General features: G+C 40.0%; 17 protein-coding genes. 7 read left to right on the forward strand and 10 right to left on the reverse strand.

Translation table 11 applies throughout. From position 1 onward, the window contains the following. Nucleotides 1–57: 57 nt before the first annotated feature. Complete coding sequence (locus tag BLR27_RS10160; RefSeq protein ID WP_090704468.1) at nt 58–819, reverse strand: DUF4382 domain-containing protein; 762 nt, start codon at nt 817–819, stop codon at nt 58–60. Between the two features lie 115 nt (nt 820–934). Here BLR27_RS10160 and BLR27_RS10165 point away from each other — a divergent pair, with 115 nt between their 5' ends. From BLR27_RS10165 to BLR27_RS10175, 3 genes are all read left to right on the forward strand, one after another. Continuing rightward, on the forward strand, nt 935–1,162 hold the full coding sequence (locus BLR27_RS10165; protein WP_143007724.1) for a hypothetical protein: 228 nt from the start codon (nt 935–937) through the stop codon (nt 1,160–1,162). 4 nt (nt 1,163–1,166) lie between these two features. Then, nucleotides 1,167–1,994: a hypothetical protein gene (locus tag BLR27_RS10170; protein WP_090704472.1), complete on the forward strand. Its 828-nt coding sequence runs from the start codon at nt 1,167–1,169 to the stop codon at nt 1,992–1,994. A gap of 78 nt (nt 1,995–2,072) precedes the next feature. Next, nucleotides 2,073–3,104 carry a hypothetical protein gene (locus BLR27_RS10175; RefSeq protein WP_143007725.1) on the forward strand — a complete coding sequence of 344 codons (1,032 nt, stop codon included), beginning with the start codon at nt 2,073–2,075 and terminating at the stop codon, nt 3,102–3,104. Between the two features lie 29 nt (nt 3,105–3,133). On the opposite strand, the gene BLR27_RS10180 is transcribed toward BLR27_RS10175, so the two are convergent. Beyond that, nucleotides 3,134–11,062, reverse strand: coding sequence for a PKD-like domain-containing protein (locus BLR27_RS10180; protein WP_090704476.1), 7,929 nt, complete (start codon nt 11,060–11,062; stop codon nt 3,134–3,136). A 319-nt stretch (nt 11,063–11,381) separates the two neighbouring features. Continuing rightward, entirely contained in the window at nt 11,382–11,810 is a 429-nt protein-coding gene (locus tag BLR27_RS10185; RefSeq protein WP_090704477.1) for a response regulator, read from the reverse strand. A gap of 173 nt (nt 11,811–11,983) precedes the next feature. Between BLR27_RS10185 and BLR27_RS10190 the strand changes: the two genes are divergently transcribed. Further along, complete coding sequence (locus tag BLR27_RS10190; protein WP_090704479.1) at nt 11,984–14,794, forward strand: S8 family serine peptidase; 2,811 nt, start codon at nt 11,984–11,986, stop codon at nt 14,792–14,794. Nucleotides 14,795–14,823: 29 nt separating this feature from the next. On the opposite strand, the gene BLR27_RS10195 is transcribed toward BLR27_RS10190, so the two are convergent. Both BLR27_RS10195 and BLR27_RS10200 read right to left on the reverse strand, forming a co-directional pair. Continuing rightward, the gene (locus BLR27_RS10195; protein ID WP_090704481.1) at nt 14,824–16,020 is read right to left on the reverse strand and encodes a cytochrome-c peroxidase; all 1,197 of its coding nucleotides are present in this window, start codon (nt 16,018–16,020) and stop codon (nt 14,824–14,826) included. 196 nt (nt 16,021–16,216) lie between these two features. Then, nucleotides 16,217–16,795 carry a thymidine kinase gene (locus BLR27_RS10200; protein ID WP_090704483.1) on the reverse strand — a complete coding sequence of 193 codons (579 nt, stop codon included), beginning with the start codon at nt 16,793–16,795 and terminating at the stop codon, nt 16,217–16,219. 177 nt (nt 16,796–16,972) lie between these two features. On the opposite strand from BLR27_RS10200, the gene BLR27_RS10205 reads away from it, so the two are divergent. Beyond that, nucleotides 16,973–17,881: a hypothetical protein gene (locus tag BLR27_RS10205; RefSeq protein ID WP_143007726.1), complete on the forward strand. Its 909-nt coding sequence runs from the start codon at nt 16,973–16,975 to the stop codon at nt 17,879–17,881. Here BLR27_RS10205 and rodA read toward each other — a convergent pair. After that, a complete protein-coding gene (gene rodA / locus BLR27_RS10210) occupies nt 17,874–19,133 on the reverse strand; it encodes a rod shape-determining protein RodA (protein WP_090704487.1) in 1,260 nt (419 codons plus the stop codon). The genes BLR27_RS10205 and rodA overlap by 8 nt on opposite strands. Continuing rightward, nucleotides 19,126–21,051, reverse strand: a complete 1,926-nt coding sequence (mrdA, locus tag BLR27_RS10215; protein ID WP_090704489.1) for a penicillin-binding protein 2 — start codon at nt 21,049–21,051, stop codon at nt 19,126–19,128. The genes rodA and mrdA overlap by 8 nt, the downstream gene beginning before the upstream one ends. A gap of 416 nt (nt 21,052–21,467) precedes the next feature. Here mrdA and BLR27_RS10220 point away from each other — a divergent pair, with 416 nt between their 5' ends. Both BLR27_RS10220 and BLR27_RS10225 read left to right on the forward strand, forming a co-directional pair. Then, nucleotides 21,468–22,343 (forward strand): helix-turn-helix domain-containing protein, encoded by an 876-nt coding sequence (locus tag BLR27_RS10220; RefSeq protein ID WP_090704491.1) that lies wholly within the window; start codon nt 21,468–21,470, stop codon nt 22,341–22,343. A 1-nt stretch (nt 22,344) separates the two neighbouring features. Further along, on the forward strand, nt 22,345–22,770 hold the full coding sequence (locus tag BLR27_RS10225) for a DUF983 domain-containing protein (protein ID WP_176767666.1): 426 nt from the start codon (nt 22,345–22,347) through the stop codon (nt 22,768–22,770). A gap of 3 nt (nt 22,771–22,773) precedes the next feature. Here the strand turns inward: BLR27_RS10225 and BLR27_RS10230 are convergent, their stop codons facing one another. The 3 genes from BLR27_RS10230 to BLR27_RS10240 all read right to left on the reverse strand — a co-directional run bounded on the left by BLR27_RS10230 (nt 22,774) and on the right by BLR27_RS10240 (nt 25,426). Beyond that, complete coding sequence (locus BLR27_RS10230; RefSeq protein ID WP_090704492.1) at nt 22,774–23,289, reverse strand: rod shape-determining protein MreD; 516 nt, start codon at nt 23,287–23,289, stop codon at nt 22,774–22,776. Continuing rightward, a complete protein-coding gene (mreC, locus tag BLR27_RS10235) occupies nt 23,289–24,116 on the reverse strand; it encodes a rod shape-determining protein MreC (RefSeq protein WP_090704495.1) in 828 nt (275 codons plus the stop codon). Before mreC ends, BLR27_RS10230 begins: the two co-directional genes overlap by 1 nt. A gap of 287 nt (nt 24,117–24,403) precedes the next feature. Then, nucleotides 24,404–25,426 (reverse strand): rod shape-determining protein, encoded by a 1,023-nt coding sequence (locus BLR27_RS10240; RefSeq protein WP_090704497.1) that lies wholly within the window; start codon nt 25,424–25,426, stop codon nt 24,404–24,406. Nucleotides 25,427–25,441 lie beyond the last annotated feature (15 nt).

The raw sequence follows: 25,441 nt of genomic DNA on the forward strand, positions 1-25,441 counted from the left end.
TAAAAAAAGGAAGGGCACGCTAGCGTGCCCTTCCTTTTTTTAATTGTGAGATTGAATTTATTGAGTAATTGTGATCGTTCCAAGATCCTTTACAGATCCTGTAACTACGGCAACATTCTCAATAGTTTTATTGATGTACGGACTTACCGGTTGAATCTCAATTTTATAAGTTCCAGCAGCTACACCTGGGAACCAAAATTTACCAGTAGCATCACTAACAGTTCCAAGAGTATCAGTTCCTGCGATCGCATAGATCTTAGGGTTTGAAGCTGAAGGTGTTATTGTACCTGTAATTGCTCCCGAAACAGCATTAGGAATTGCTCTGATTACCGGTTTTAAAATGTATTTACCACTTCCTGTCTGAACAATAGATTTTGCAGCATCAAAGTCAAGTAACATAGTATAGGCAACACCTGCTTCCAGGGTTTCCTGTACTTTTAATTTTACACCTGAAGTTTGTCCGCTCGGAGTAGTCAGATCATACGTTACACCATCGATCTTAACTTTATTTCCTGTATTATTTAATACAAGTCTCACTTCCTGGATATTTCCTGAAGGTATATCCTGAGAAGCAATAAGCGTATCCTTACCCATTCTGAAATTAAGAATATTAAAAGGGGTAGGACCAACAGCAAGAGTGCTTGTACCATCAGAAGTTAGAATCTGAATTTCTTTTACACTTAAATAAATTGCTTCATAAGCACCGGGACTATCGGTGATCTTCACATTCATTTTGGTCATACCGCCATCGGTATTCTTCTTACAGGCAGTAAATCCCATTGCAAGGCCTATAAAGCCTATGATCATTATTTTTTTCATAATATTATTTTTAGATGTACACTAATAAATCAATAACCCTGCCATTGCATTTTTTGATCTAAAATAAACTGGCTTGGTTTATGTTAGCATAGGTCATAACTAGATGAATATCAATATGAAAAGATTAATTAACTCTGCATCAATCCCACTACTGGCCATTGGGCTTTTTTTAATGGGCTCTTGTACTAACAATGCTACAAAATCTGCTGAGCCAGAAGTTGTTGTAATGGATTCGGTCTCAAAGGATCTTGAAAAAACCACCAGCGAACTGGAAGATAAAAACGCAAAGCTTGAGGCTTCGTTAGAAAAAATAGATAAAGAATTTGAACCTTCAGCAAAATAAAATCATGAAAAGTAATAACAATTTAAAGATGAGTTTTATGCCTTTGATCTTAATGATCGCTCTGGCCATTGCTGTTCCTCAACAGGATAAAAAGGATTCTCAAAACAAGGGGAAAAGTGAAGCTAAAAAGGCTGATGATGATAAGAAGAATAACAATTCTCAAAAAGGAAACGATCAGGGTAAGGAGAAGGGTAATCAAAGTAATGGGAATAATAACCAGAAATCTGATCATAAAAATGATCAAAGCTATGGTTCAAAGGATGATCATTCAGATAAAGGATCTGATAATAAAGACTGGAAAATTAAGCGCGGCAATGGAAATAGTAGAGTTTTAAATGGTAACAGGGATATTGATATCAATTGGGATCTGTCAAATTTCGCTATGCGCAGGACTCCTAAAAATCAAAAAAAGATAAGTATTTGTCATAAACCAGGTGCTTCTGGCTCGGGTAATCCTGTCAATATCAGTATTTCAGAAAATGCTTTGAACGCACATTTAAACCATGGCGATCAAATTGGAAATTGTTCTGTGAATTATTCAGATCGATGGTCAGATAATTATATTAAATCACGTGAAGGAGTTTATACGGTCTATGAACAGACTTATGAAACGATGACATACAGTGAAGCACTATTGAAGTTTGCAGCAGAAAAACTTTTGGGAATCAGGACTAATCTGAATACCAGCAGAGTTAATTTGAGCTCTCAGGAAGTTGAACGCAGAGAAATGCTGATCCTGGATCTGCAAAATAATGTGACCAGCCTGGAAGATCAATTGCAACTTAGCAGACAAAAAGTTGATTCTGATGTAAATATCATCGTTCAATTGTAAGCAGAAATAATAGTCGGATTATAAAAAGGCAATTCATATATTGAGGTTTTTAATTCTCAATATATGAATTGCTTTTTTTTGTTATTATTTTTCATGGGTCAGTATTCAGGCTTAATGAGTCCGGGAACTTTACCCGTAATTATTGAGGGCCAGCAACCCAACCTGTCGATAGATAATACTGGTATCATCAGAATGGTGTATGGAAACCAGGATAGGATCTATTGTATTACATCATCAGACAACGGACTTAATTTTTCAACGCCAGCTCTGGTTGCTGAATTGCCAAAAATGCATTTGGGGAGTAGTCGCGGACCTCAGATTGCCTCTTCAAGTACCAGAAGTTTAGTTAGTGCCATTGATAAAAACGGAAATATACATTCTTATATACTGAATCATTTAAAAGGCGTATGGACAAAGGTCGCTAATGTTAGTGATACACAGGGTTCGGCTGTTGAGGGACTTATGGCTCTTGCATCCGATAAGAATGATAATTTTTATGCAACCTGGCTTGACATCAGGGACGGTGGGAATAACAATATTTATTTCTCTTCCCTGAATTCCAAATCTCAAAAATGGAGTCCGAACACATTGGTTTACAAATCACCGGATAAACATGTTTGCGAATGTTGCAAACCCAATATTGTAGCAAATAATGGCAGGGTGGTAATTGGTTTTCGTAACTGGTTAATGGGAGCAAGAGATATTTATTATGCTGTTTCAACTAATAAGGGTAAATCATTTACTACAGCGGTTAAATCTGGGAATGGTTCATGGCAATTAAATGCTTGTCCGATGGATGGAGGGAGTCTGGCTCTTAATGCATCCGGGAAGGTGTCTGCGGCCTGGAGACGAAATGGAGATGTATATTATTGGACAGAAAAGCAGGTTGAACAGAAGCTGGCACCAGGAAGGGATGTTAGCATGGCTCAAAATCAGAATAGCGTGTATGTTGCCTGGCAAGACAGCAAAAAGATACACTTAATGAATCTAAACTCTAAGCAAATTTCCGAAATCGGAACTGGAACATCTCCTAAAATATATGTGTTAGATAATGGAAAAGCGATTTGTCTTTGGGAGGATAATAAGGTTGTAAGGTTTAAAATAATCTGATCAGAATAAATCAATTTCATTTAAGATTTTTATCTCTTCAGGATCAGATACCCTTTGTTAAGTCCAGTTATGGTTTTCCCGTTAATGATGCGGTTTGTTGTGATCAGGTAATAATACACTCCATCTGTTAGGGGTGTGCCAGTGTTAGTCAGCATTCCTGTATTAGCATAACCCTTAAACACCCGGTCACTTTCATTATAGCCATTTAAACGAAACACTTCATTTCCCCAGCGATTGAATATCAATACCAGGTTATCCGGAAAAGAAACTATGTTTTCTATTTTGAAGAATTCATTCCCCAGGCCATCATTATTGGCCGAAATTAATGGGTCTGGTTTGATATCCGGGTTAATGGGAACTTCATTTTTTACTGTTACAGGGATGGAAGCTTCCGGTGGATAAATGTCACCTATAATTACTACAGCTCCTGACCCAATTCTAACCAATGGATCAGAGCTTGAAATGATATCAATTATCACATCTTCATCTCCTTCCTGTTCGTCATCGGTTAATGCTGCAATAGTTATTTTTTCAGTGGTGCTTATTTTACCACGTGGAATCCGGATGTCCTGAAACTGGTCCAGCAGCACATAGTCGCGGTTTTTTACTGCTCTCCCCCTGTAGGCAACCCGGATAATTACATCATCCTTGAATGGTCTGAGTAGGCGCGCCGTTACTGTTGTTTTTTTACCCTCATTGACTGTGCTGAGCGAAGGAGTTAAGCTGACAATAGTAAATGGAAATACCTCTATTTTTAGGGTAGCGGTAGCACACAATCCCGAAGTATTACACACTCTGTAATTTATAGTTTCAATGCCCCAGAAGCCTACATTCGGTTTATAGACAAATGCTCCGTTTGCCCCAAAGGTTATGGTGCCATTTTTAGGATTAGAGGTAAGCATAAAACTGATTGTTTCATCCTGACGGTCGAAATCATTTAATGCAACACTCCCGGATATCTGGATCTCTTCATCGGTTTTGAAATAATCATCTACTGCAATTGGTGCACAATTTCCCGCTAGTAAATCAGCCGATACAAGGGTCGTGCATCCGTTTGCATCAGTCACAAGTAGTTCATATCGGCCCGGAGCGAGGTTATTAATAGTGTTTTCAGTTTGTGGCAGGCCGGTCCATTTGAGCGTATAAGGTTTAGTCCCTCCTGTAATAGTAGCAGCGATCATTCCATCGGTAGAGATCTTACAGGTGGTATTTTTTACTGTTAAGGAAGCTTTTAATACCTCCGGCTGATCAATTAAGATACTCTGCGTTTCCGTACATCCGTTTGCATCAACAACGGTAAGGGCATAGGTGGTATTAGGAGCAAGATTTTTTATGTCTTCTGTACTTTCATTGTTAGACCATTTATAGGTATATGGCATAGTACCACCGTTAACACTGATATTGATAGAGCCGCTTGGACTTCCAAAGCAGGTAGCATCAGTTTTAACAAATGAAATTTTAAGAGGCTCATTCGGTTCCCGGATGGATATCGATTCAGTAAGGATACATCCATTCGAATCTGTTATTATAAGAGTATAGGTGCCTGCTTTCAGATTGCTGATGTCTTTGATTGTCTGCCCGTCTGCCCATTTATAGGTATAGGGGGCCGTACCGCCTGAAGCTGTAATTTTCAGGGATCCATTCTGGCCTCCGAAGCATGATACATCCGTCCTTGTAAATGTTAGGCTTAAAGGTGCAGCAGGCTGCGATATCCGGATGTCAGGAGATATTACAGTTATACATTCAGGATGAGCTGCATCCCGTACATATACCTGATAGTTTCCATTAGTAAGCCCGGTAAAATTTGTACCACTTTGCCAGTTTTTGCCCAGATCTATGCTGTATTCATAATTCCCGAATCCTCCTGACGCCGATTCAATCTTAATTGAGCCATTATTAGAACCATAGCAGCTTACATTGATGGATGAAGCACTTGCTGTAATTGCAGAGGCAGGTTGAACCACTACTGCATTTCCTGTTCCTGTATTTGAACAGGAAAAGGCATCGCTAACAGAAGTAATTGTATAAGTTTTTGTAGCGTTCGAAGAAACATTAAAGGTATAGGTATTGCTGCCTATACCGCTGATTGTTTGAGGAGTTATTCCATCAGTATAGGTTATGGTCCATGGAGCTGTTCCTGTTAATTGAACGCTTAAGGTGGTAGTTGCCCCATAGCATGCTGTTTTCCCACCGCTAAGTGTGGCAGTAGGCAGAGGATGAACAACGATAGTGTATATACTTACAGTACCTGCACACCCATTGTAAAATGGTGTAATTGAATAGGTTACTGTACCTGCATTCAAGCTATTATTGGTAATTGATTGTGCCGGAATTGTATTTGTTCCGCTAGTTAAATATCCCTGCAGATTTGGGCTTGCTGTTGCTGTCCATGTAAAAGTAGTTCCCGGGATATTTGAAGTGATCACTACTTCTTTTGAAGCAGATCCTGTACAGATAGCTTGTGTTAATATGGCATTGCTGACTTTAGGCAAGGGTTTTACTGTGATCGAATAGCTGAAAGAGGGTCCGGTACATCCATTTACTATAGGAGTGACTGTTATAGTTGCAGTTTTTGCTGATGTTGTATTATTATCAGCTTTAAATGCCGGTACATTTCCGCTGCCGCTTGCTGCAAGTCCGATCGTCGTATTGGAATTGGTCCAGGTAAAAGTAGTACCTGTAATGTTACTGCTGAAATTGGATGCAGATACAGCGGATGCGGCACATACGGTTAAATTACCAGGTGTTACAACAGTTGGTGTAGGATTAATGGTAATAGTATAGGATGATGATGGCCCAATACAATTGTTCAATGTTGCAGTTACAGTAATTGTAGCGGTAATTGGAGCTGTGGTGTTATTGATAGCAATAAAGCCTGGCACCTTAGTGTAACCACTGGCTGCTAATCCGATTACCGGGTGCGAGTTGGTCCAGCTAATAGTTGCCCCCGGAGGAGTACTGTTAAAAATGGTTTCCGGTACAGCAGATCCTTTACAGAAGGTTAGATTTTCCGGGACTATTACGGTGGGCAATTGATTTACTGTTATATTGAATACTCTTGAAACACTGACACATGAATTTATACTCGCAGTTACTGCATAAGTTCCTGACATAGATGGATCAGAATTTAATCGTGTAATAGATGGACCTGATCCGGTAAAACCTTTCGGTCCGGTCCATTGATAGGTGGCAAGCGGATCCGGGTTTTGTACGGAAAGAACTAAAGGTTCACCCTGGCAAACAGGACTTAAAAATGGATTAACTGTTGGTTGTGGAGGAGCACCGGGACTTGTTATTGATAATGAAGGCCCTGTAAACAGGCATCCGCTGGCGTTTCTGACCACTACTGAATAACTGCCTGCTGCTAATCCAGTGAAGTTGCCGCCATTTTGGATAAAAGTGTTTCCTCCATTGATCGAATATTCTAAAGGTTCAGTTCCGGATGCGGTTATGGAAATTGTTCCGTTACTTAAATTACAGGCTGTTTCATTGGTAACAGCAGTTGAAGTGATTATAGGAATGGGATTTACGGTAATTGTATAACTGGATGATGGCCCTGTACACCCATTTAAAGAAGGGCTTACGGTAATGACAGCCGTTATTCCGGAAACAGCTGTATTGGTTGCGATGAAGCTTGGAATATTCCCGGTTCCACTTGCAGGAAGCCCGATCGCAGGGTTTGAGTTGGTCCAGATCAGGACAGTTCCCGGCGGACTACTGGTAAAGTTAGTCGATGGAACAGTTGTTCCGGCACATATGATTGAACTTGCAGGAACAATGACTGTTGGCAATGGATTTATGGTGATGGTAAAATTGTATTCTGCACCTGTACAATTATTCAGCGATGGAATTACGGTGATAGTTGCTGTGATGGGGGAATTAGAATTATTGACTGCAGTAAATGCAGGGATATTGCCGTTTCCGCTTGCTGCAAGGCCAATTTCAGGGTTTGAGTTACTCCAGCTGATAGTAGCTCCAGGTGGAGTACTATTAAAACTGCTTGATGGTACAGTGGATCCTTCACAAAAGATCTGGCTGGCCGGGACACTAATTATTGGAAGGGGACTAACTGTTAGGCTGAAGTTTTTTGAAATACTCACGCAGGAATTAACCGTAGCAGTTACGGCATAGGATCCTGACATGGAAGGGTCTGAGTTTGATCGTATAATAGAAGCTCCGGAAGCATTAAATCCAAGAGGGCCTGTCCAGGTATAGGTAGCCAGAGGATCCGGATTCAGGATCGAAAGAATTAAGGGTTCACCCTGGCAAACCGGACTGACAAAAGCATTGATCTCAGGTTGGGGTGGGGCTCCCGGACTGGAAACTGATAATGATGGTCCTGTAATGATACAACCAGTCGGATTACGCACCATCACCGAATAACTTCCCGCTGGTAAACCAGTAAAATTACCTCCATTCCTGACAAAAGTAGCTCCTCCGTTCACAGAGAATTCCAGAGGTTGAACACCATCAGCCGTTATTGTGATTGTTCCATCATTTATATTGCACTTTGATTCATCTGTGGCAATAGCTTTTATGATCTGTGGCAGAGGGTTAACCGAAATAGTATAGCTTAATGATGGACCTGAACACCCGTTAACAATCGGAGTAATTGTAATGATTGCGGATATTGCTGAAATGGTTGAATTCAATGTGATAAAGGCTGGAATATTTCCGGTCCCACTTACAGGAAGCCCGATCGCGGAATTTGAATTGGTCCATATATAAGTGGTCCCAGTTATGTTACTTGCAAAATTTGTAGCGGGTATGGTCGATCCTGCACAAACAGTAGAGTTACCCGGCCCGCTTACTCTAGGCAGTGGATTAACTGTGATGGTATAGGTTATTGGATTACCGGCACATCCGTTGATGGTGGGAGTTACGGTAATGCTTGCAGAGATGGCAGCAGCAGTGGTATTGAGTGCTGTAAAAGAGGGCACATTCCCTGTTCCGCTGGCAGCGAGTCCGATAGCGGTATTGGAATTGGTCCAGGAATAAGTGGCACCAGCTGGTGTACTGCTGAAGCTGCTTGAAGCGATGGTTGTACCTGCACAGCTGGTGATATTGGCAGGAGCCAGCATGACCGGCAAAGGGAAAACGGTAATGTTATAGCTGGATGTAGGACCTGTACACCCGTTAATGATTGGAGTTACGGTAATGGTCGCAGAAAGGTTGGTAGTTCCGGTATTGATGGCGGTAAATGAAGGCAGATTTCCGGCTCCGCTGGCGGGCAGTCCGATGGCGGTATTGGAGTTGGTCCAGGTATAAGTAGCCCCTGTCGGGTTGCTGCTGAAACTGCTTGCCGGAATGCTGGAGCCAGCACAGGCATTGAAACTAAGAGGAACCGTAACGGTTGGCAATGGGTTAACGGTGATGGTATAGGTACGGGAAGGTCCGGTACATCCGTTGACCATAGGAGTAACGGTCAGGGTAGCACTAATGGGTGCAGAACCGGGGTTAATTGCAGTAAATGACGGTATGTTTCCAGTTCCGCTGGCAGCGAGTCCGATGGCGGTATTGGAATTGGACCAGGAAAAAGTGGCTCCTGCAGGAGTACTGGTAAATAAGGCAGCGGGAACGGTTGCTCCGGTACAGATCACGGTATTTGCAGGTAGATTAACAACAGGCAATGGATTAACGGTGATGGTATAGCTTGCCGGCGCACCTGTACATCCATTCAAAAGGGGTGTCACGGTGATGGTTGCTGTGATAGGAGCAGAGCCTGAATTCAGGGCAGTAAATACAGGCATATCACCTGATCCGCTGGCGGACAGTCCGATGGCTGGATTGGAATTGGTCCAGGTATAAGTGGCCCCGGCCGGAGTACTGATGAAGCTTCCTGCGGGAATAGAAGCTCCGGCGCAGTAGATCATATTGGCTGGAACGGTTACCACCGGCAGTGGATCAACGATCAGAGAAAAAGTTTTTGCTGTACTAACGCATGAGCCAATACGTGCTGTTACGGCGTAGTTGCCAGACATGGCCGTTGTGGCATTGGTTCTGGTTATGGAAGTTCCGTTGGCAGTGAATCCTAATGGACCGGTCCAGCTGTAGGTAGCCAGAGGATCGGGGTTAGCGATGGTAATATTAATAGTCCCGCCCTGGCAAATGGGAGAGATAACGGCAGTGATCTCAGGTGCAGGCGGAGCTCCCGGGCTTGATACAGATAAGGTTGGTCCGGCAGTAGTACATCCGGAAGCATTCCGCACCATCACAGAATAACTGCCTGCGGCCAGTCCGGTGAAAGCACCTCCGTTTTGCAGGAAGGTACTTCCACCATTGATTGAATACTCTAATGGGGCAGCGCCAGTTGCATTTATAGTAATGGTTCCGTTACGTGCATCACATACAGATTCACTGGTTGCACTGGCAGAAACGATAACCGGCAGTGGATTAACCGTGATGGTATAGGTTATTGGATTACCGGCACATCCGTTGATGGTGGGAGTTACGGTAATGCTTGCAGAGATGGCAGCAGCAGTGGTATTGATTGCTGTAAAAGAGGGCACATTCCCTGTTCCGCTGGCAGCGAGTCCGATAGCGGTATTGGAATTGGTCCAGGAATAAGTGGCACCAGCGGGTGTACTGCTGAAGCTGCTTGAAGCGATGGTTGTACCTGCACAGCTGGTGATATTGGCAGGAGCCAGCAATACCGGTAAAGGGAAAATGGTAATGGTATAGCTGGATGTAGGACCTGTACACCCGTTAATGATTGGAGTTACGGTAATGGTCGCAGAAAGGTTAGTTGTTCCGGTATTGATGGCGGTAAATGAAGGCAGATTCCCTGTTCCGCTTGCAGCGAGTCCGATAGCGGTATTGGAGTTGGTCCAGGTATAAGTAGCCCCTGTCGGGTTGCTGCTGAAACTGCTTGCCGGAATACTGGAGCCAGCACAGGCATTGAAACTAACAGGAACAGTGACGGTTGGCAATGGGTTAATTGTTACAACAGCAGCACTGGATGTGACTGAACCACAGCCGTTAGTGACTATAATATCATACGATCCGGCATCGGTACTTGCAACTGAGGGGATATTAAAGGTATTATTATTTGCCCCGGAAATAGAAACACCATCTTTTCTCCATTGATAACTGCTTGATAATTCGCTGCTTACAGTAACACTGAGATTTAATGGCAAGCCCAAACAAACTGCCTGGCTTAAAGGGTTATTAATTACAGGTAAATTATTAATTGATGCTGTTACCGGTGTTTTATTACTTTCGCAGGTAGTTCCGGTATTGGTAGTTACTGAAATGGAAACTGAATATTGAGTGGTAGTATTTAAAACGGGAGTTACATACTGTGAATTTTCACTTGACTGCAATAAAATGCCATTATTGTCATACCAATTGTATTTTTCTCCAATTTGCGCTCCTGAAGCAGTTAAGGTTATTGTACCACTGCTACAACGTGCCTGAGAAGGAACTATAGGTGCTGGAATATTTGCCGGACCAGTACCTGAAATGGTAAAATCACTGGCAGAGCCCAATAAACCGGATAATAGTACAACATACCATTTATCTTTTACAACTGTAAACGGAGTTATTGGGTCGTTATGGTCAAATTGGCCGCATATATTTAGGTTATTTAAGGAGGAACAACTTGTGGGTTGTGTGTCAAATCCACCCCATACCCATATATTGACTCCGCCTGTTGCAAGAGTGGTGGTTAAATTGATCTGACCATTTTCCGTGGCTTTAAATATTAACCATTGTGCATTACCTAGTCTTTGTCCGGCTGTCGAACATGAGCCATAATTTGGTCCGCTCGGTGCGTTTACGCCGCTATTTGCAGGTAATCTAAAAGTTAAAGGTGATTCGCACGTATAAAATCGGGTGGATGAGTTAGTGAAGCATTGCGCTGTGCCATTCTGTGCATTAGTTATAAATAAAATAATAAACAGGAAAAACTTTATCCAGACACTAACAGGAGCAAGAATAAAATTAAAAAAGTTTTTCATACTGCCTGCTCGAATTCATGATCGAGTGATATCATGACTATTAGCCTTTCTTACGGGAAAATGGTGATAAATGTTACTGGAATGGCCTTATATAAATTATTAGAATTCAATTTTTCGGACTTGATAATAACTTGTCTCAATAATTAAATAACTATTGATTTTAGGATTGTTAACGATAACAGTTTTCGATTTAATTAATATCAGGATGTGTTTTTGATACGGGTTTTAAAAAGCGGAAATAACAGATTAAAGTCAGGAATAGGATAGTTGGACACAAATAAATTGAACCTGTTCCAAAAAAATCGAAATGATTCCTAAACTAGCTCAATAAAAGTGATGAACTTTGAAGATTTTTAAGATAATCGGAAGTTAATGACGATGTCAGAAAGTCGATCACAAAAGGATATTGCTTTGCTTTTTCAGAGTGATCTTCATCAATTGAAAATGAAGTGATGATAATCTTTGTCTCTGTAAAAAATGGCCAGATATCCAGAGAGAAGTGATGTAGAAATTCCCATCCATCCATTACGGGCATATGTAAATCTAATAGGATGAGTCGTGGATAATTGCATGCCGGATCAAAGTCTGCCTTTAAATAATTTTTGCAATACTCCAATCCTTCACGACCATTTAACAAAGTGGTAACTTCATCTGAGATGTTTGATTTTTTCAGGATTTGCTTTTGAATCCATAATGTAACTTCGTTATCATTGATACAAAGCACATTTTTATATCTATCAGTAGGCATAAATGTATTGGTTCAGTAGATGTACATATATACGAATTGGCATTTGAAATGTTACGTATATTTAATATGTAAGTTGGATATTGAGTGCATCTGGTTTAGTTATCAAGGGCCCAATAAATTGAATATTAATTAACTTATTCCCTTATTTTATTAGTTTTGGCAAACACTCCTGAATGAAAAGATTTTTACTGCTGGTATTTTTTTTCTCCTCATTGGCAGCATCCGGGAGTGATGATCCTCAATCAGTAAATCCGAGAGTCTTTAAATTGCCTAAAGGGCTTAGTGCCAAAGATTACCTGCCAAATACACTGATTGTTAAGTTCAGAAAGGGTGTATCAACCGGTGATATCCGTTCTGCAACATCTTCATTTGGATTAAATAGCCTTAAGCTTAAATCCGCTGTGATACAACAGGTTAATCAGGTTTTTAAGGATGCATTGTTGTCAAAGTCAGGTCAGTTGCTTTCAACCCTCAAAACAACTGACAGTATTGGTCTTGACCGTGTGTATGAATTTAATTTTAATTCAGATAAGACTATTGTAGAGGTCATTAACGAAGTGCTTGCGAATGGGATGGTTGAATACGCAGAGCCAAGTTATATTTATCATACAGCCTTTATTCCGAATGATCCATTTTATACAGGATATCAAAGCTTTCTTAAGCAAATAAAGGCCGAACAGTCCTGGGATCTGATCAGGAACTCATCGAATACTGTTATTGCCATTGTCGATTCTGGTTCGGATATGGATCATATAGATCTTAAAGCGAACATTCTCCTTCCAGGAAAAGATCTGGTTGGTGCCAGTTTTAGTACTCTCCTGGAGGATGATGATCCGGATGTTAAAAGTGATAGTACCGATCATGGTGTTAGAGTCAGTGGAATGGCATCTGCTGTTTCAAATAATGGTATTGGAATTGCAAGTGTTGCATCCAACGCTAAGCTTTTGATCGTAAAGGCAGGTGCAGATAATAATGGTTCTACCATTTATAGAGGTTATGAAGGAATTAAATATGCAGCGGATAATGGCGCACATATTATAAACTGCTCATGGGGTGGACCCGGAGGAGGGTCTTATGGTCAGGATGTGGTCAATTATGCCTTGTCAAAAGGATGCCTGATAATTGTTGCAGCAGGCAATTCGAACACTTCAGTACCCGAGTATCCTGCAAACTACCCTGGAATAATGTCCGTAGCTGCTGTGGATATGAATGATCGTAAGAGCAGTTTTTCAAACTATGGTAGCCATGTATCAATTGCTGCACCCGGTGAGGTCTTTACAACTACCAATGGGAATAAATATGATGTAGCAAGGGGGACTTCCCTGGCTGCCCCGATGGTTGCAAGTGCTGCAGCATTGGTCAGATCAAGGTTCCCGCTTTTTGATATGGTACAGGTAAAGGAACAATTAATGGTTACATCCGACAATCTTGACGCAGCTAATCCTGCATTTTCCGGATCTCTTGGAAAAGGTCGTTTAAATGTTTTTCGTGCACTCACTGAGGCAGTTCCCGCAATCAGGTATCAAAACATTACAATATTAGATAAAGGAAAGGGATCGAGGCCTTCCGGTGATACATTGCGCATTTTCCTTGATCTTAAGAATATTTTGTCGCCTGCAACGGGTGTTATTGCTAAGTTAAGTTCTGCCAATCCCAATATTCAGATCATTGATCAGGAAGTTCTTATAGGTAATATGGCCACCATGCAATTAAAGACCATGATGGGCCCCTTTCGTGTTTATATAAAACCCGGAATTTCTGAAAATGCACTGGTAGATTTTATAGTCTCTTATTCTTCCGGTGGTTCTTATGCTGAAAATGAAAAATTTCAGATCAGGGTTGCGTTGGATTATCTGAATATTGAGGTTAATCAGGTATCCACTACTATAAGTAGTAATGGCCGTATCGGATATAGTGATCCGGATTCCAGGAACGGATTAGGTTTTATATACAAAGGTGATCCCTTATTATTTGAAGCTTCATTAATGATCGGTACCTCTGCAGTTAATGTTTCAAATAATACCAGGAATGATAAGGGTGGTGCCGATGAACATTTTATAAAAAAGAAAATTGTTTACAAGGATCCTGATCCGCTTGCCGCATTTTTGAGTCGTTCAGAATTTGATGATTCCGGGAATCCAGCCCGACTGAACCTGTATGTCAGGCATTCTATAAGGGCTTTCTCGGCTGCTCCCGATGATAAATATGTTCTGGCCGAGTATGAAATTGAAAATACAGGTAAAACAGTTTTAAATGATATTTACGCTGGTCTTTTTACCGATTGGGATGTAGATCCCTATGGAACCGACATTACCAAATACGATGTAATCAACAGACTGGGATATGTTTACGGAAAATATGGAAACACACCTTATGCCGGAGTCAAACTGTTGAGTCCGATAGGACAACCCTTATATTATCCGATGAGTGCCCAGGTTTTAGGTGATCCGCTTCAGACCGGAAATGGTTTTAGCGTGGCCGAGAAATATCAAACCCTTTCGAGTGGTATTAAGGCAACAAGCCTGGGCGAGAATTCTTCAAATGGTTATGATGTGATGTTTGTCTCCGGTTATGGACCTTATACTATTCCTGTGAATGGCTCGGTTAAGGTGGCATTCGCCTTGCTGGCAGGCGATAATTTGACTGATATTCAGGCATCTGCTATTTCCGCACAAAAAAAATACGAAGAGCAAAATAACTCAATGGCAGAAATTTTGGAGGATGGATTTGTACTGGAGCAAAATTATCCTAACCCTGCTGCCGATCAAAGTACGATTGAATTTGGAATCGATAAAGCAGGATTGGTCTCACTTTTACTTTATAATTCAATTGGTCAACCTGTTAAAGAATTGCTCAATGGAAGTTTGCAGAAAGGTTCTTATGGTGTAAATGTTGAGCTCACAGATTTAGACCCCGGAATTTATTTCTATAAAATGTTGTTTGATGGCAAAGAAAAAACATTGAAGATGATCATCTCTAAATAGATCCCAAAATACACTGTACGGTCAGTGGATCATAGAAAAGGATCGCTCCATTTTTTATCTGTATAAACGTTTGTTCCTGAAAGTGTTTGCAAAAATGCGACAAGAGCACTTACTTCATTTTCAGTTAAGTTTAAACTCTGCCCGATTCTATTTGGTGCCAGCCGTGCATCCAGATTCGGATTTTGATTCTGATTTAAAGCAATTGTATTATAGTGATTAATCGCTGCCCTCACTGTTCGGTTCGCTCCGGTATGCATCATAGGACTGTTCACTCTTCCGCCAACTCTGGTTAGGTCTCTTAATGAAGGAGCACGTGTAACTGTCAGATCCCTGTTTGCACCATTGATAACTCCGATAATTCCATTGTTTCGGCTGTTAGGATCGATATCAAATTCAGGGGCATTATGACAGGCATTGCAGCCAACACCGCCTGCTATTCTGCTGGAATTTGCATCAAAAACAGGAGGTGTTATAAATAAATTTTTCCCCGAGTTTTCTTCGGCAGTGAAATTAGGAAAGTTTTGATTGTCATTAGCAACTTGTACTCTTCCTGCGTCATATTTGGAATCAAAAGATTGAATGCTTCTGATAAATTGTGCGAGACATTCCTGTAAGCGTGACTCTGTGACATTTACATCATTATAGGCAAATTTAAACAGTTCATTATAATATGGTATTCCTTGTAGTTTGGTCAATAAAGTACTAAAAGCGGGTCTACCATTCTGACCGCTAAAACCCATTTCGGAATGATCCATCATAGGCTGGGTAGTTTGCAGTTCCAGGCTTGCCGCCCGCTCGTCCCAGAAAAATTTTTGCTCTACAGCAAATCTTGAATTGACCAATCTCATTGAATGTCTTGCAGTTACGCCGCCAAGAATCGCGCTACTTACCAATGCAGAATCACTAAATGCAAATTCTTGTTTATGGCAGCTGGAGCATGATACCGAATTATTTACACTTAAACTTTTGTCATAAAATAGTACCCTTCCCAAAGTTGCTTTCGCATTTAATATCGGGTTGGCACCGGTATTGTCTTTTATGATATAGGCAGGTTTGATCTGTCCTGAATAATTACTCAGACTATTCAGATCTATATTATCTCCAAAAGCAGCCTTTATCGCAGGGAAACTCAGCTCCGGAGTGCTTTGACTATCGCTTTTACTACAACTTGCGGCAATGATTACCAGAAAGCATATGGTAAAAAGGACTTTTAGGATATTCTTCATAATCTAAAGTTTAAGGATCAGGAAAGGAAAGGCAGAATTGGGTTAACTGGTAGTTAAAATCTTTACGGTTTTTATTGATATACGTAATCTTCTCTTGCTTAAGTTTAAGGTTCCTGAAGACCTATACAAAGGGATCTGTACCTCAGATAAAGGAAGATTTGAGAAATTTGAATAATTACACTTGTACAGCTGATTTTTAACCGATACTATTATAGCAGGTTCTGCAGCGGGGTTCGTAACTTTCTTTTTCACCCAGTAAAATTTTTGATTCACTGGCTGCTGTACGGTAAGAATAGGTTGCGGGACCGCCGCATTGCAGACAAACGGCATGAACCTTAGTCACTAATTCAGCAATCGACATCAATGCAGGCATGGGGCCGAATGGCTTACCCTGAAAGTCCATATCCAGGCCTGCAATCACCACGCGTATTCCGCGATTTGCAAGTTTGTTGCAAACATCAGGTAATTCATCATCAAAGAATTGAGCCTCATCAATGCCAACCACTTCGGTATTTGCACCTAATAAAAGAATGGAGGCAGCATTTTCAACAGGAGTGGAATGTATAGAGTTCAGATCGTGAGAAACCACAGAGTTTTCATCATAGCGCGTATCTGTTTTGGGCTTGAAAATTTCAACGTTTAGTTTGGCTATTTGTGCACGGCGAAGCCTTCTGATCAGCTCTTCTGTCTTTCCGGAAAACATGGAACCGCAAATAACTTCAATGCTGCCCCCTAGTTCTTTTCTTCGCTTAAAATTATGCTCACTGAATAACATTCTGCTCGTTTCCCCGCTTTTTTTCTGGTATCAAATATCTGAATTTTCTGCCGGATTGACGGTGTTAGGGATTAAATATTAGTCCCTATTCTAGATAAATGTCCTTATATTTGGATATGCGCAATTTTCTTTAGCGCCATTTTAAGGCTGATCTGAGTCCAAAAACCCATTTTTGAAATGATGATGAATAAGAAAGAAATTTTTAAGAAAGTCGGTGGTATTATTTCTGAGCTTAATGAACAATTTGAATATCTCTCCCAAAATCCGGATAATTTAAATGAGCTTGAATTGGAGCTTTTTGCAGCGAATGCTGATTTTCTATCCGACCATATTTCAATCCTTTTAAAACTAAATAAAAGTTCCGGCGAATTAAAAAAGGATAATACTATTTCTGAAATTAAGAATGAGGAAACCAGAAATGTAGTTTCAGTGAAAAGTGAATCGCATGAAGAGGAAGTTTATGAAGAGGAGGTGGAAGAGGTAACTATCCCTGACTGGAAGTTCGGAATAGAAAATGAAAGCCTTGTATCTTTTGATTTTGAAGAAAAGTCTGCTGATGAGCTATTCGACAGACCCCTTACGGAAGAAGAAATGCGGGTTATTGATGAGAAAACAAGATTAAAAACGGTACCGCTAGAAGAATCTGTTGTGGATTTGGATAAAAGTGAAGCGATGGAGAACCTTCAGCATGTAATTTCTGAGGAACCGATTGTAGAATTTCAAGCCAATGAAACCATTGAAGAGCCGGTGTCTCATTCTGAATCAGACCTGCATCCACTTACTTTAAATGAGATACTTTCTGCTCAATCCTCACAAAATACTGTATCCAGCCAGTTTAATCAAAGGCAATCCAAAGACCTTAAAGGACTCATCAGCCTGAATGACAAATTACAATTTGTAAGAGATCTTTTTAACGGATATAGTCTGGCATATAGTGAAGCAATAGAGCTTTTGAATCGTTTCGATAATTTTGAAGCCGCAGATAATTTTCTAAAACAAAATTATGCGTTAAAGAATAGCTGGGCAGAAAAACAGGATGTTGCTGATAAGTTCTATGAGATCCTTAACCGTCGATTTTCTAAATAATACCCATACGGTTTGAATCGAATTTTAACAGAATAAAGAGCAGGATCGTAAAACTCCATAGCGATGAACCTCCATAGCTAAGAAATGGCAATGGAATTCCAATCACCGGAATCAGTCCGATGGTCATTCCAATATTGATAAAAATGTGAAAAAACAGGATGGATGCCACTCCATAGCCATATATTCTTGAGAAGGAAGATCGCTGTCGTTCTGCAATATTTACGATTCTTATCAGTAAGAACAGGTAAAGCCCTATTACAACAAAGCATCCTGCAAATCCCCATTCTTCACCTACCGTGCAGAATATAAAGTCAGTGCTCTGTTCAGGAACAAAATCATATTTAGTTTGTGTACCCTGGAGATAACCCTTGCCCCAAAGACCTCCGGAACCGATCGCAATTTTTGATTGATTCAGGTTATATCCAATTCCCCGTGGGTCGTTTACTTTACCAAGAATAACGTCAATACGGTTCTTTTGATGGGGTTTAAGGATCTCATTATATGCGAAATCAACTGAGAATATAAATAGTATAGAAAAAAGCACTCCAAAGCCTGTTACAGTGATCATTTTTCTGTTTTTCCGATAGAAATAGATCATGATCCCTGCAAAAACAAGTACACCGACAAGCACAATATATTTATTATAGAGAACTGTAAGAACGAATAGTAAGATTGAAAGACCTTCTATTACCAGGAAGTATCCAGAAAGTCCTTCGCGATATAGCACAAAGATCAGTGAGCTGAAGGTTAGGGCAGAACCTGCATCCGGTTGCAATAGTATGAGCGCTGTTGGCAAGAGAATAATAAACGCTGCTACTAATTGTGTTTTAAGATCCTGCACTTTTATTGTCCCTGAACTGAGATACCTTGCCAGCAGGAGACAGGTGGCAAATTTGGCAAATTCAGATGGCTGTAGCCTGAAACTTCCAATAGGTATCCATGCCTGATTGCCACCAACATTCCGGCCAATAATGAGCACGAGAATGAGCAGAATGATTGTTATTCCATAGAAAATGGGAGAAAAAGTATTAAAGAACTTGCTGTCCAGCAGGAGAATAGCGAAACCAATTATTATTGCAGAAATTATAAAGATCAGCTGTTTGCCATAATTGGTATCCAGATCCAGAATGCTGGGATTCATAGGGTCATAAACAGCCGCATGGATGTTGAACCATCCGATCACGCAGAGGGTTAGATAGGTTAATATGATGAACCAGTCTACATTAAAAAAGAGGCTGCGTTGATTATTCATTATTACTTATAACTCTATTTGCCTTATTAGGCTTTTTGGTATTATTACTAGTACTATCTGTTACGGGTTTTTTAACTGAGGGTGAATTGCCAACGGCTCCCGGTAATAAATTCGCCTGCAGCAAGCGATCTACATACGCCTGAGGTCTGCTGATGGTCTTTTTAATATATTTTTCAACCATTAAGCTGGCTATTGGCGCCGACCAGGTTGCTCCAAATCCTGCATTTTCAACAACTACGGCTATAGCTATCTTTGGATTATCACGCGGTGCAAATGCTACAAATACAGAATGGTCTTTTCCATGTGGATTTTGTACGGTTCCCGTTTTGCCGCACATTTCAATATCGATGATCTTCGAATACCATGCAGTACCGCTGGGTTGGTTTACCACCGCACTCATTCCATCTATAACTACATCGAAATATTTGGAGTCGATACCTGCATTGTTTTTTTTGAGGTATTCTTCCTTAATAACTTTTTTATCACCTATGGCCTTGATAAGATGTGGTTTATAAAAAAAGCCACGATTGGCAACGATAGCCATCACGTTGGCCATTTGTAAAGGTGTAATACCTAGTTCCCCCTGTCCAATGGATAGAGAAATTGTATAGGCAGATCCCCAGCGATCATTTTTGAATCGTTTTGTATAGAGTTCATCTGTCGGCAGCAGTCCATTTCGTTCTCCCGGAAGATCAATTCCCAGTGCAGTACCAATACCAAAAGAAGAAACAGCATTCCTCCATTTTTTAAATGCATTTACAGGGCGCATACCTGCAAAATCGATCATACGACTGTAAGTATAGCCATAATAGGTATTGCAGGATTCTGTAATAGAGGATTTCAGATTTACTGACCCATGAACGTGGGTGCATCCCATATATCCTCTTCTGCCATAACGATAGCCCCCGGGGCAAAAGAAATATGTATTTTCATTGATCAAGCCGAATTGCTGAGCAACTAATGCATTTACTACCTTAAATATGGAGCCCGGTGGATATTCAGCCTGAATTGGCCGAACGAACATTGGCTTGTATTTATCATTCAGTAAAGCCATATAATTATTGCCACGCTGCCGGCCTACCATGAGGTTTGGATCATAACCCGGACTACTGACAAAAGATAGAATTTCTCCAGTGGAAGGTTCGATTGCCACGATACTGCCGATCTTATTTTGCATCAGCTGTTCACCGAATTTTTGCAGATCCTTGTCAAGTGAAGACATCATATGTTCCCCTGATACAGCCACCGTATCATACTTCCCACCCGCATAATTTCCTTTAGGTCTGTTCAAAGCATCCACCATAAGATTTTGAACACCACGTTGTCCTCTTAATAATTCCTCGTATGATTTTTCAATTCCTGTGATGCCGTGATAATCTCCCTGGCTATAGAAGCCATTAGATTTTTCGATCACTTTTTGATTTACTTCCCCGATATAGCCCAGGAAATGGGCAGCAATACTATCAGGGTATCGGCGAACTGTGCGGTTTTGAACAAAAAAGCCCGGGAAATTGGTCAGTTTTTCCTGAAATGATGCATATATCTGCACAGAAAGTTGTTTTTCAAATATGGATGCCTTGTAGGGAGAGTAGTTTCGTGCTTTTTTAAAACGTCTGTCAAAACCGGCTTTATCAATTCCAATCAGTTTGCAGAATTCAAGTGTATCGAAAGCCTTAACCTCACGAGGGATAACCATAAGGTCGTAAACAGGTTCATTTTGTACCAGGATCTTTTCATAGCGGTCTAAAATTACACCCCTTGCCGGGTAAATTGGTAACCGTCTGATCACATTATTTTCTGCAGAAAGAATATATTCATCACTGATCACCTGAATGTAAAACAGACGGGCAAGCAGAATCGCTATTATAGCGATGAATATTCCCTGAACCACAAACTTCCTGGCAAAAAAACTATTCATTAACCTGTATGAAATTATGTATTAGTCCCGCTTTATTCATTTTGATATTTCAATCGCTTAATGTTGGTTGAACACTTTTGTAACCAAAGCTTTTTTATCAAACGCAAAAGTAAGAAAGAATTGTTCAGCAGTTGTTAGCTGTATTTAATTATTTGGTCATTTTCACTCGGCTATGTGTAATTATGCTTCTGGTTTGATTGATTCGCCAATGCTTATTTTCCATTTTATTCCGGTGATGTTAAAAATTGTCATATTACTTATGTTTACCCGAATCTCCACGATTTTCATTTAGAATTTCTTTTAAATGGGCTTCATGGCTGATCTTTATTTAATATATAGCAATAAATCAGTAAAAAGTACCATTTAACCCATGAATTGTGCCACTCTATTGGTATAAGTATCTGTAAATTTGCAGGATGAAGGGTGAAATTCCTGTTTATAATATCACTTCCTTTGCTGAGTTCAGGAATGAAGATATTCTGGTTAGCCGTTTAGCTAGCTATTGGGCATCTCATAAAGACCTTTATAATTCACACCGTCATAATTTTTATCACTTTGTGATGTTTACTAAGGGCAATGGGACTCATACGATTGATTTTCAAACCTTTCCTGTCAAAGAGTTTCAGATCTATTTCATGATACCCGGACAGGTTCACAGTTGGGATTTTGAAGGTAATGTAGATGGGTATGTTATCAATTTTTCAATTCCATTCTTTCAATCCTTTTTATTAAAACCGGATCTGCTTGAAGAATTTACTTTTTTTAGCGGATCTGTAAATGATTCCGTACTTCAAATACCAAATGAACTGGAATCGAAGGTTAGAGGGATATTTGAAGAAATATTATCTGAGGGTACAGAAAACCGACCATTCAATCTTCACTTGGTCCGGGCCCTGCTCTTACATGTTTTTATTCTGGTTTCCCGCTTAAATGCTGCTCCTGCTCTCGAAACCGGTACATCATATAATCATACCCTCCTGAAGAACTTCAGAAAACTTATTGAGAACAACTATGCTAAACTCAGGCTTCCTAGGGAATATGCAGAACTGCTTTATATAACTCCCAATCATTTAAATGCCTTATGTAATGATTTACTGGGTATTCCAGCCGGGCAGCTTATCAGAGACAGGTTGTTCCTGGAAGCGAAAAGGCTATTGGTCAATTATGATCTTACAATCAACGAAATTTCCGATCGTCTTAATTTTAATGACAATTCCTATTTCAGCAGATCATTTAAAAAACATGCGGGGATCAGTCCCGAAGAATTCAGAAGAAAAAATTTAACTAAATAATATGGAAAATACTCATAATAATACCGGTATAAAACCAATTTCACAGACCTATGCTGTGTTGAATGCGAAATGCCCCCGTTGCAGAAGAGGAGATATGTTTATGAATCCTATGTACGGCTTTAAATCACAGAAAATGTATACAAGCTGCTCTCATTGTGCCTTAAAATATGAACGTGAACTGGGATATTTCTATGTATCGATGTTCATCAGTTATGCTTTAAATGTAGCTCAGATGATCACTGTTGGCATATTGACTTATTTTATTACGGGAAATACTGAAAGCCCATGGCTTTATATGGGTACTATTTTTCCTGTTGTGCTAATTCTGGCACCATTAAATTTCAGATATTCCAGAGTTCTACTTCTGCATTATATGACCCCAGGATTAAATTATATTCCATCCATGAGTGAGAATAAAGGATCTTAAAGATTAGCGAACTTTTTTGCGGAAGAAGGCAAATTCTGTGATCAGTATTAGAAAAACTGTAAAAAGCGTACTCAGAATCACACGAATTAAGGTGTATCCGATTTCGGTGAATTTAAAATTTTCGAAAGTAAACAGAATAAAATGATGAGAGAATGTCAGAATAAAGGCATAGAAAATAAACCATCGGAAGCCCATGATCCCAAGACTTGGTTCAGGCTCATTGTCAAATCCATCACGTTGAACAGTAAGGCTGATAAAAACGATCCTTACAAATGCCATTACCGTACAGGCAGCGGCATTTAGTCCCAGTGTGTCATAGAAAACATCAATTGTTAATCCTGTTAAGAATGCAAACAAGAAGAGTAGTCCATTGGGAATTCCAAAAGGAAGAATAAGAATAAATAGAATATACATATAGGGTATACTCAGGTTATAATAGCCAATGTTTTTCAACAGAAATACCTGAGTGGCGATCAGCAAAAGAAAACGGATACTATTGGTGATTACTACTCGTCCCATTATTCGACTTTATTTTGAGCTTCTAAAGACAATTGTTCTGCGGATAAAAGATTATTGATCACATAGACATATTGTAATGTCGCAAAATCAGTATCTAATTTCACTTTAATATCAAGAGAACTATCGCCATCCTTGGCTCTGGTTTCTGCAACATAACCAATATTAGTTCCTTCCGGAAACAGAGAAAATTCTGATGTAACTACTCTGGCGCCTTTTTTTATGATCAAATGACTTTGAATATCCTTTAGATAGGCAAATCGCGGATCATAATTCCCATCCCCCCAAACCAGGGAGCCGATATTGCCATTTACATTAGCGCTAACTTTTGTTTCGGTATGAAGTAATGAACGTATGGTTGCAAAATTTTCATTAACATTTAATACAATGCCTACAATTCCTTTAGCAGAAGTAACACCCATCCCTTTGGCGATCCCATGTTTAGTGCCACGGTTAATGGTCAGATAATTATTCTTCTGATGTACGGAGTTGTTAATGACTCTTGCAACAGTATACGTGTATTGTTGTTTTAATGTGGTATCACGGACTGTAATCTGCTTTATACTATCACTTTTAAAGGAAGTAGCGAGCTGATTTCTAAGTTTGGCATTCTCTGCAGCCAGGCTGTCATTGGTTTTCCCAAGTGTCAGGTAACTGCTGATTTCATTTACCCGTTCATAGGACCGGCCAATCAGCTGATTTGAAGAATTCCAGACACTTGCACGCTGGTAAGAATTGTTCTTAATAAGTAGGATCAGCGAAATGGTGAAAAATATAATCAGTAGAAAAAATGCGTTGTACTTACTGATGAAAAGCCAGAGGTTACGCATGCTTGGAGTTATAAGTTTTAAGTTGTAAGTCTATGGTTATAAGTTATAGGTTGTAAGTTATAGGTTTTAAGTTGTCTGTTGTTTAAGGTTTAAATAAGGCTTAATTTATAACATTCGATCTGTTGCATGTATAGTTTAATAAATTTTGATATTGGAAATATTATTCATCTTTCGAAGATAAACTTTATAATACTTACCACTTATTACTCAGCACTTACTACTTAAAACTTATTACTTAAAACTTACTACTTAAAATTTACTACTTACCACTTAAAACTTACTACTTTCTATTGCATCAAAAATTTAAAAGTCCCAATATTCTTCAATGCGATTCCAGTTCCGCGAACAACTGCACGCAATGGATCTTCGGCAACATGAACAGGTAGTTTTGTTTTAGCTGCAATTCTTTTATCAAGGCCACGTAATAATGCGCCTCCGCCTGTTAAATAAATTCCTGTTTGATATATATCTGCAGAAAGTTCAGGAGGAGTGATCTCCAGAGCTTTTAAAATTGCTTCTTCAATTTTTGAAATTGATTTATCCAGACAATGTGCTATTTCAGTATAGGATACGGTGATCTGTTTAGGAACTCCTGTCATAAGGTCACGCCCCTGGACAGCATAATCAGAAGGTGGATCTGAAAGTTCGGGCAATGCTGCTCCAACTTCAATTTTGATCTTTTCTGCTGTACGGTCACCGATCATGATATTATGTTGTCTGCGGATATACTGAACAATATCACTGTCAAAATTATCTCCGGCTACACGGATAGACTGATCACAAACAATACCTGAAAGTGCAATAACAGCTATCTCAGTGGTACCACCACCAATGTCAATGATCATATTTCCCATCGGTTCTTCCACATCTATTCCAATACCGACAGCAGCAGCCATAGGCTCATGGATCAGGTAAACTTCTTTTGCTCCTGCGATCTCTGCCGAGTCACGTACAGCACGCTTTTCAACTTCTGTAATACCAGATGGGATGCATATTACCATACGTAAGGAAGGGAAAAACCAGCCTTTACCATTGTTGATCATTTTGATCATACCACGGATCATGTATTCAGCAGCATTGAAATCGGCAATAACGCCATCTTTTAATGGCCTTACTGTGCGGATATTATCATGGGTCTTACCTTCCATCTGCATGGCCTGCTTGCCTATTGCAATAACCTTGTTGGTTGTCCGGTCAAAGGCCACAATTGAAGGCTCATCAACTACAACTTTATCGTTGTGTATTATAAGAGTATTTGCAGTGCCAAGGTCAATGGCAATCTCTTGTGTAAACCAATTAAATAATCCCATTCCTTATTTGTTATC

It is taken from the genome of Daejeonella rubra (assembly GCF_900103545.1).
In the GTDB taxonomy this organism is placed as follows: Bacteria; Bacteroidota; Bacteroidia; order Sphingobacteriales; family Sphingobacteriaceae; genus Daejeonella; species Daejeonella rubra.